The following is an 8,222-nucleotide window of genomic DNA, read 5'->3' on the forward strand; positions in this document are numbered from 1 at the left end:
GCTTTGCCTCGCGCTCCTCACAACGGCCCATGCCGCCGACGATGCACCCAAGCTGGCCCAGCAGTTCCTCGGCAAGTACTGCCTGGAGTGCCATGACGCGGATGTGCAAAAGGGCGATCGCGCCTTTGAGAAGTTTGCGCTGCCGCTGAAATCCGTTCCGGATCTCATCGATGCGCGTGACATCATCGACCAGCTGACCTTGAAGGAGATGCCGCCGAAAAAGGCGGATCAGCCCACCGATGACGAGCGTCTCGGCATGATCCGCGCGCTGCGCGAGGGCACGGTGGCCGCCTATGGCAAGTTTCAGAGCACGGGCAGCCGCACGGTCATGCGTCGCCTCTCCAGCCGAGAGTATGAGAACACCCTCGCCGTATTGTTTGGCCGCCGGGTCGACACACTGGGTCTCACGGCTGATTTCCCGAAGGAGAAGACGAGCCAGCACATGGACAACATCGGCAAGTCATTGGTGACCTCCGGCTTTCTCGTGGACCAATACTTCCAGTCCGCGAACCGCCTCGTCGAGACACGCCTTGGCAAACCGGCGACCGAGACGAAGAGCTGGCGCTTCAACAGCCATTTCGTGCAATACGAAGAGCTGACCGGCTCACACAAGTCCGCCTTCAACTTCCGTTACCTCTGTCTTTACGAGCAGCCGAACACCGACACCCGCCAGGGTGGCTACGGCCACATCGAAGACTTCAAGCAGGGCGTGCCCGTCTCCGGCCTATACGACATCGAGGTGGAGGCTGCCGCGATGCACCGTGACACGCACTACGATCCCACCATCTTTGGCATCGATTTCTCAGAGCCCTTCATCCTTGGGGTCGTTCCGGGAGATGTCACCAAAGGCCACATCCATTATCCGCAGGCCATTGAGCCGCTGCTCGCCAGCACCGTGGTGCCGGACAACACACCCACCTGGTTCAAATTCCGCGTGTGGCTGGAGGCCGGGCAAACACCGCGCTTCATCTTCCCGAACGGCCCGTATGAATCGCGCGCTTCGGTGGTGACGATCAACAAACGCTACAAGGACGAGTTCAAGGCTGACACAGGATCATCGGGCGTCGGCCGTGCCCACATCCTGCTGGAAGGCAAACTTCCCCACATCCGCATCAGTGAGATCAAGATTAACGGCCCGGTGCCTGAAGAAAAAGGCGGGGCTGAAGAAATCGCGGTCTTTGGCAAAGATGGATTCCAGGCTGAGCATGCGATGGATCAGCTCCAGGCTTTTGCCGAAAAAGCGTATCGCCGTCCTCTCACTGATGCAGACCGCAAGCCCATACGCGCTCTTTATGACAAGCGACTGGCCGAAAAAGCCACGCCGCGCCAGGCTGCTCTGGATGCGCTGAAGCTGATCCTCTGCTCTCCCTCCTTTCTCTACCTGAGCGAGATTACTGAAGAGTCCGCAAAAGCGCTGAGCCCCTACGACCTCGCCTCCCGACTCTCCTTTGCCCTTTGGGCTGCTCCGCCGGATGAAGCGCTGATCGCCGCAGCGAAGTCCGGCAAGCTGACGCAGGATGCCGAGCTGAAAAAGCAGATCCAGCGCATGCTCGCGGATGAACGCATCAGCGGATTTGTGAACGGCTTTCTGGACAGCTGGCTGAATCTCCGAGAACTCGGCGGCATGCCACCGCCACGCGAGGTGGTGCGCTCCTACTATGCGGAGGATTTGCCCACCTCGATGAAAACCGAGGCCAACCTCTTCTTCCGCGATCTGCTGAAGACCAACGGCTCCGTCATTCAGTTCATCGACTGCGACCACAGCTTCGTGGACAAGAAGCTGGCCAAACTTTACGAACTGCCCGAGCAGAAGACCCTGCGCCTGGCGGATGGCTTCCAAAAGGTCAGCCTTAAAGGCAATGCGCATCGTGGCGGTCTCATGGGCATGGCCGCCGTGCTCACCGTGAGCGCGAACGGCGTCGAGACCTCGCCTGTGACACGCGGTGTGTGGGTGACGGAAAACATTCTGGGCGTGCCACCGCCGCCGCCACCGGATGTCGTGCCCGCCATTGATCCCGATGTCAGCGGAGCCACCACCATTCGCGATCGCCTCGCCAAACACCGCGCCGACGCCGCCTGCGCCGAGTGCCACCGCAAGATTGATCCGCTCGGTTTCAGTCTCGAATCCTTCGATCCCGTCGGCCGCTGGCGCAGCAATTACCCGAAGACCAATAAAAAGGCCCCCGCCCCCAGCATTGACACCACGGGCGAATTCCCTTCTGGCGAGACCTACACCGACTTCGCCAGCTTCAAGAAACTCATCCAGGGCACCCGGGCCGATCTTTTCAGCCGGCACCTCATCCGCCAGATCCTCACCTACACCACCGGCCGCACCATGGAACTCAACGATGACTTCATCATCGACAAGCTCCACACCAAAGTGAAGGATCAGGGCCTTGGCCTGAACACGCTCATGGTCGAGTGTCTGATGAGCGAGGTGTTTCGGTCGCGGTGATCTTGATCTCAGAACGAACGTCCACGTTCGTTCGCTTTCTGGTCGAGCAAAAAGTCTGATATACGATGGGCACTCTTGCCCGTCGATGAGCGGCACCGCCAACTCCGGCGATACCGCGTGTCATTGCTCTCCCTTGCTGGGTGTGGCGGAAGCGCTGATCGACGGACAAGAGTCCCCATCGCACTTGGCTAAGCTCTCTCTAAGCCTCTTTCATCAAATGCCTACTTCACCGCAGGCGCTGCGGGAGCCGCCTCCGGCTTCACCTTCTTCGGCGGAGCGATGCGTGGAGTCTGAAAGGAATCAATCAATGCCTTGTCTGCTTCGCACTTGGCACCTGCAGCCGGAATCTCCACACCCGCTGACCACAGCACGCCATTGATCACCAGCTGGCGCATGCCCGCCTGCTCCCAGGCATGGTGGGCATCCAGCCCGCTGAAGCTGAATGAGCGTCCGCCGCTCGGGCGGTCATAGGTCCAGGCAACCACGTCCTTATCGCCACCTTCAGGTGAGCCCAGTTTTTCTTTGCCCGACCACACCAAGGGAGTGATGCCCTTCATCTCCGCTGGAAACTGAAAGTGGTTCAGCCATCCGTCATTGATTTTCCACGGTGTGACACCGCTGGTGATAGCGTGTTTGGGGAAAGTGTCATGCACGCTGTCCCAATGGCCGCGGCTTGAAAGCGCATTGTAAACACCACCGATCCAGTTCATCGACTGCGCTGCAAAAGCCGGTGTGAACTCCACCGCTTGATGAATGTTCACCAGTCCGGTTTTGCCATCGGCCATTTTTTGCACGGTGGCCACATGCTCTGGTGAGGAGAGGTAGGCCTGCTTGCCGCCGCCATCGGTGTAAAAGACCACGGCAGCCGCGCCCTCAAACACCTTCTCATCGGCGGGCCATTCTTCGTTTACGAGCACCGCGTCCACACCCGGTGTCTGCTTCAGCAGCGCCTGCACCAGGCGGCAACCGCCGAGGTAATCATGGTGGCCCATTTTGTCCACTTCCTTCACCTTGCCGGCGACGAGGACGATCTTGACACTGTCAGCAGCCCAAGAGGAAGAAGTGCACAGGCCTGCAGCAGCAAGAGAGAGAAGAAAACGTGAGCGGGAAATCATGGTGGGTAAGTGGAAGGCAGTCTAAACGAACGCACTCACCGGGAATTGTCTCCCAATCTTCACGGCCGGGTGATCTGGCCGTCGCGCTGAAACATCTGCCAGTCGGCCGCATAGTCCGCATTGATGAGCCACGGGGCGGTGGATTTGTCTCCAGCGAATGAGGCGAAGGTTGCCGAGGTCAGGGTTTGATAGCCGCCTTGGGTGACATCCCAATTCTTGCCGAGATATCCGCTCTCAACTGCTAGCGCAGTGAGCTTCACCGGACCTTTGAGCGTATCAGCATCTGCAGGCACGCGGGCGGCGAAGGTATGGCGCAGGAAGGAGAACACCAGCGGCCAGGTTTTATCACCGGGGCCGTGGCCTGTCTTTGGTTCGACGGCATAGTTCCACAGCGCGTTGTGTTTCTTTCGCATCGCTTCGACAACACCCATGTTTTCTTCTTTTGAGGGCCGGGCAAAGAAGGCATCATCCTCGCCAAAGATCACGAGGCCAGGGATCTGGGAAGCACCGGGTTGATACACTTGATACGTGGTGCCGGGACGCATGGAAACCCAGCCCCAGACGCGGGTGCTTTCAGCGGAAAAGATGGCGGAGAAGCCGGTGCCGTTTGAGTGGCCGTAGAGAAAGAGGGGCGCAATTTCGAGTTCAGGGTGCTTGGCTCTTTGCCCGAAAGTTTTGAGCTGCTCATACAGCAGGCTGCGTGGCCAGAAGCCGCGCTGCATGGGATTGCCGTTGAATTTGAAAATCGCGAGATGCAGATCGCGGGCGATCTTGCGCAACTCCGGATGCTTGAAGAGCGCCTCGCCGCTGCCATGGCCGGACATGACGACGATGCCCTTTGCCACGGTGGTTTGCTCTGGCACCCAGAGGTCAAACTTCACATCCTCCTTTTTGCCTTCGCCTTTTTCCTTCACGGCCTGCTGCCACTGCTCGTCGGAGAGTTTCCAGTCCCAGCTTCGCTCCACCGCCTGCTGCGGCGAGGGCGTGCCCCATTTGGCTTCATCGAGCACGCCATTCCAGTTCTTCTGTCCCTTCACCTGCGTGTTTACCCGCACCCAGCCGAGGCTGTGGCATTCGGGCAGTTGCAGCGTCTCGGTGAGCTCGATGTCAGCAGCGTGGAGATTTGCTAGCAGCAATCCGGCAAGGAGAAGAAACGGCTTCATGAAATGGGTGAGTGAGACTAGGCAATGAGCTCTTTCAGCACGCCGGAACTGTCTCCATGGCGCTCGACGTTCACGCCCATACCATGGAGGAGCGTCAGCCACGCATTGCACAGCGGCGTGTCTTTCGGCGCGACGATGTTGTGTCCCAGCTTGATGCCGGCGCCGCCACCGGTGAGGAGCGTGGGGCAGTTGTCCAGGCTGTGCTCGGTGCGGATATTGCTGCCGTAGGCGAGGGCGATGTTGTCAAAGAGACGGCTGCCGTCGGCTTCCTTGGTGGCTTTGAGTTTGTCGATGAATCCAGCGAGCAGATCGCTCTGCGTGAGGTCGCGCTGCTTGGAAGCTTCCAACTTTTCACCCATGGTCGAGTGGTAATGGCTCATGTCATGCGGGGCCACCTTGATGCCGATGCTGGTAAGCAGGGTGCTGACCGGCTGGCGATAGGTGAGCACACGGGTGCTGTCCGTGTGCATCGCCGCGAGCATGATGTCATACATGATCTTGATCTCCTCTTTGCCCGCGAGACCGGGGGCTGGCTCGGGAATCGGTGCCTTGGGCTGCGGAACACCTATCCATTGCTCGTCCTTGCTCAGGCGTGTTTCGATGTCGCGGATGCCTTGGAAGTATTCATCGAGCTTGCCCTTGTCCGTTTTGCCAAGGCCGCGCTGCATCACACGCGCATTCTCCATCACCGTGTCGAGCACGCTGCGCTTCTGCGCAAGCATGGCCTTCTGCTGCTCGATGGGTGTGGTGTCTTTGGAAAAGAGCCGGTGGTAGGCTTCTACCGGGCCCTTGTGACCGCCGATGGGTTTGCCGCTGACATCCCATGCCATCGAGAGGCCGGGGCCATGCCCTGAAGCTTCTGCATTTTCGCTGCCATTGAGCTGCAATGAGGCAAAGCGCGTGTCGAGTCCGAGCTTCGCCGCCGCCACCTGATCCGCTGAGATGCTGTTGTGAAAGTTCTGCCCCGGCTCTCCGAACCGATTCGCCCCGCTGAGCCACATGGTGCTGCCCCAATGGCCGTCGTTGCTGTACTTGTTCCAAAGCCCCTGCACGACAGAGAAGTCCGCCTTGTGCCGTGCCAGTGGCTTCAACCCCTCAGGCAGGGTGTAATCAGCCCCTGGTTGTTTGATGTCCGGAAACCAGCTCTCTGTCGTGATGCCCCAGCCAAAGCCGAGAAAGACCAACCGCTTCGGCGGAGCTGCAGGTGCCGCCGCTGAGGCAAAACGGCGGAAGCCAAGAGATTCGAGTGCCGGCAGGGCAATGAGCGCGGTGCTGGATTGAAGGAAGTGGCGGCGCCGGATGGGTGAGGTGCTCATGATGCTTTTTCGTTGAGAGATTACTTCGTGTGGAACTCCTGACTTGCGACCAATGCATGAATGAACTCGCGAATGGCGAGGTCTTTTTTGCCAGCTTGCTGAATCATGCCCGCAATAAGTGGTTGATCGCGGAAGCCCGGTGGGCGGCCCAGCGCGAATTCGATGAGGGCCTCGCTGAAGCTGCGGGCAAAGGCGTCTGATTTGGAGGCGATGATGTCGCGCAGCCCAAAGAAGTCTTTGAACGCCGGGCCTTTGTAGAGCGCCGCTGCGGCTTCGATCGTCCACGTCTTCTTGCTCTTGGGATCGGGTTTGCCGTTTGCGTCGATGGCCATGTAGCTGTCTTCGGTGCGCCACTGTCCGGCGGCATCGAAGTTTTCCAGGCCAAAGCCGACGGGGTCGATCTTGCGGTGGCAGCTGGCGCACTGCGGATCTTCCTGATGCGCGAGCAAACGTTCATGCGTGGTGAGCACCTTGCCCGCGAGGCGCGTGATCGCGGGAACATTGGCAGGCGCGGGTGGTGGCGGGTCATGCAGCAGCTTGCGCAGCACCCAGGCACCGCGTTCGACGGGGCTGGTGCGTTCGCCATTGCCACCCATGAAGTGAATGGCCGCCATGCCGAGCAAGCCACCACGTGGTGAGTCTTTGGGCAGCGACACTTTTTCATAGCCATCTCCCTTCACACCGGAGATGCCGTAGTAGTGGGCGAGCACGCGATTGATCATCACGTAATCAGACTTTAGGAGGTCGCGTAGGCTTGCGTTGTTTCGCATGATGTACGCCATCGTTTCATGGATCTCCCCTTTTGCGGCGACCTTTGTTCCAGTGTCAAAGCGCGGATAGAGTGAACGATTGACCTCAAAAAAGTCGATCCGATCCAGCCCAAGCCACTGATGCGTGAAGGCTTCGAGGAAATCTGCGGAACGCGGATCATTGAGCAGCCGCTCCGTCTGCGCGGCGAGCACCTCCGGCTTTTGCAAATCACCGTTCCGCCCCAGATCCAGCAGCTGCTTATCCGGCGGTGCGCTCCAAAGGAAATACGACAGGCGCGTGGCCAGTTCCATTCCCGTCAATTGCCGACGCTTTTCGTCTGGTGTGGGTTCCGCGAGGTAGAGATACATGGGGGAGGACAGCACTACGGCCAGCGTCTCCTTCAGCGCAGCGCTGTGTTTGTCTCCCGCCTTGCGGCGCACGTCATAGAGGCTTAGCAGGCGGTCGATGTAGTCCTTCGGCGGCGTTGTGCCACGGAATGCCTCCGTGGCAAACCGCTCCAGTGCCGTGCGCAGTTCCTGTGCGGCTGGCGCAGGCGATTTGTCATCCAGTGGAATGCTCAGCGCCGCAATGCCGGGCGGCTTGGGTTTGTCGGCTTTCGGCACGCGTTCGACTTCGATCCAGTCCACCCACAGTGTGAGTTCCGGGCCAATACCATTGAGCTTCACCGCCTCGGCACGTTTGCGACCACCTTCTTCATTGGTGTCCCAGCTACCCTTCTCCCGGACGAAGAGCAATCGGTTCTCCCGCGTCATGTTGCTTCGTGTCAGAGTCAGCGGAATCTCGATCACCTGCGGCTTTTCGATCGTGCCCGTGATTTCATGGGTGGCCATGACGCGCCCCGTCCGAGCATAGATGCCGAAATCGAGGAAGCGCCGCTCCGGTGGGGCATCCTTGGTGGCAGCGGCCTTCACGCGCACGATGTAATCGCCCACCGGCCAGTCAAACGGCACCAGCAGTTCGATGTAGTTTACGTTCAGCTCCGCCGGATGCCGTGTCTGCGTTCCGAGGTAGGCCCCCTTGTCCACTGCCGGCTGCGCCATGTAATACTGGTGATACTTCAGCCAGCCTGCGCCCAGTGAATCGTTGGCCAAATCTGCGTCGTTCTCGCCCTTCTTGTCGAAGCCAAAGGTCCGCGGATTCGGTGCGCCGGGAATCCGGGCCCACTCGCGGCGGAAGATGCTGTCGTTCTTCGATTCCTTGCGGATCTTCGCGACAATATCCTTGTTCTCAGGTTTGGCCGCCGCTTCCTCCACTGCTTTGACCCAGCGTTCGGCTCGGGCTTTGGCATCGATTTGATACCCCACGAACTTCTTCACGATGGGCGTCGTCGTTTCGGCTTCGTAGTGCAGTTTTTTCTCCACGCCCGCAGCCGCCTGCCATGCAAAGGCCTCCTCCACCGCCT

5 protein-coding genes are annotated in these 8,222 nt (G+C 59.5%); 1 reads left to right on the forward strand and 4 read right to left on the reverse strand.

Annotation, left to right across the window (positions count from 1 at the left end; all coding sequences use genetic code 11):
• Window positions 1-2,455 (forward strand): DUF1592 domain-containing protein (locus tag ACIREA_RS20930; RefSeq protein WP_397384294.1); only part of this gene is annotated, 2,455 nt, incomplete at its 5' end.
• 221 nt (window positions 2,456-2,676) lie between these two features.
• On the opposite strand, the gene ACIREA_RS20935 is transcribed toward ACIREA_RS20930, so the two are convergent.
• The 4 genes from ACIREA_RS20935 to ACIREA_RS20950 form a co-directional block, all read right to left on the reverse strand.
• Window positions 2,677-3,570 (reverse strand): ThuA domain-containing protein, encoded by an 894-nt coding sequence (locus ACIREA_RS20935; RefSeq protein ID WP_397384295.1) that lies wholly within the window; start codon window positions 3,568-3,570, stop codon window positions 2,677-2,679.
• Between the two features lie 59 nt (window positions 3,571-3,629).
• Window positions 3,630-4,733 carry a hypothetical protein gene (locus ACIREA_RS20940; RefSeq protein ID WP_397384296.1) on the reverse strand — a complete coding sequence of 368 codons (1,104 nt, stop codon included), beginning with the start codon at window positions 4,731-4,733 and terminating at the stop codon, window positions 3,630-3,632.
• A gap of 17 nt (window positions 4,734-4,750) precedes the next feature.
• Entirely contained in the window at window positions 4,751-6,049 is a 1,299-nt protein-coding gene (locus tag ACIREA_RS20945; protein ID WP_397384297.1) for a DUF1552 domain-containing protein, read from the reverse strand.
• A 20-nt stretch (window positions 6,050-6,069) separates the two neighbouring features.
• The coding region (locus tag ACIREA_RS20950) for a DUF1592 domain-containing protein (RefSeq protein WP_397384298.1) at window positions 6,070-8,222 on the reverse strand (2,153 nt) is incomplete at its 5' end.

The organism is Prosthecobacter sp. (assembly GCF_044373815.1).
GTDB lineage: Bacteria > Verrucomicrobiota > Verrucomicrobiia > Verrucomicrobiales > Verrucomicrobiaceae > Prosthecobacter.